The organism is Limnospira sp. PMC 289.06, from assembly GCF_032350395.1.
In the GTDB taxonomy this organism is placed as follows: domain Bacteria; phylum Cyanobacteriota; class Cyanobacteriia; order Cyanobacteriales; family Microcoleaceae; genus Limnospira; species Limnospira platensis.
Map to the genome: position 1 here is coordinate 1 of NZ_JARPLC010000421.1, position 654 is coordinate 654.

The following is a 654-nucleotide window of genomic DNA, read 5'->3' on the forward strand; positions in this document are numbered from 1 at the left end:
TTGGCTGACCCGGGGGAAAACGTATAATCTTTCCAACTCAACCACGACCCACCCATACTCGCCATCCTACCTCGTCTGCAAACCGATACCATATTGTTGTATCACCTGGATAGCTTCCATCAGGCTTACCTCCACAATTGATGTAAATTTGCTTCTGGACACTAAACCCGAAGAGTCCGTTACTGTGTTTGACCCAAAGACCATCGATGATTCGCAAATCATCGCAGGGAAAGTTTTCGATATCATTCGGGTCTAAATATCCTGCTTGGGTTTTTCCCGCCACCGCTAACATCATCTTAGCCGTTTCTTGGTCGGCTGCTTACATCATCTTAAATATCCTGCTTGGGTTTTTAGAAGATGAAGACACGATGGGAGTATCTGCCACTGCTTCAGTTATCGACTGGAGTTGGGATGCGATCGCTTCATTCTGGGATTGGAGTTGAGATGCGATCGCTTCTATCTGAGATTCTAGCTGTGATTGGGATTGGAGTTGAGAAGATGCGATCGCTTTATTCTGGGATTGGAGTTGAGATGCGATCGCTTCATTCTGGGATTGGAGTTGAGAGGCGATCGCTTCATTCTGGGATTGGAGTTGAGATGCGATCGCTTTGACCAGAGATTCTAGCTGTGATCGGGATTGAGATGCGATCGCTT

1 pseudogene is annotated in these 654 nt (G+C 46.8%); it reads right to left on the reverse strand.

The features are described 5' to 3' along the window. Window positions 1-654 (reverse strand): annotated as a pseudogene (locus tag P5674_RS25550) (GUN4 domain-containing protein); the annotation flags it as partial.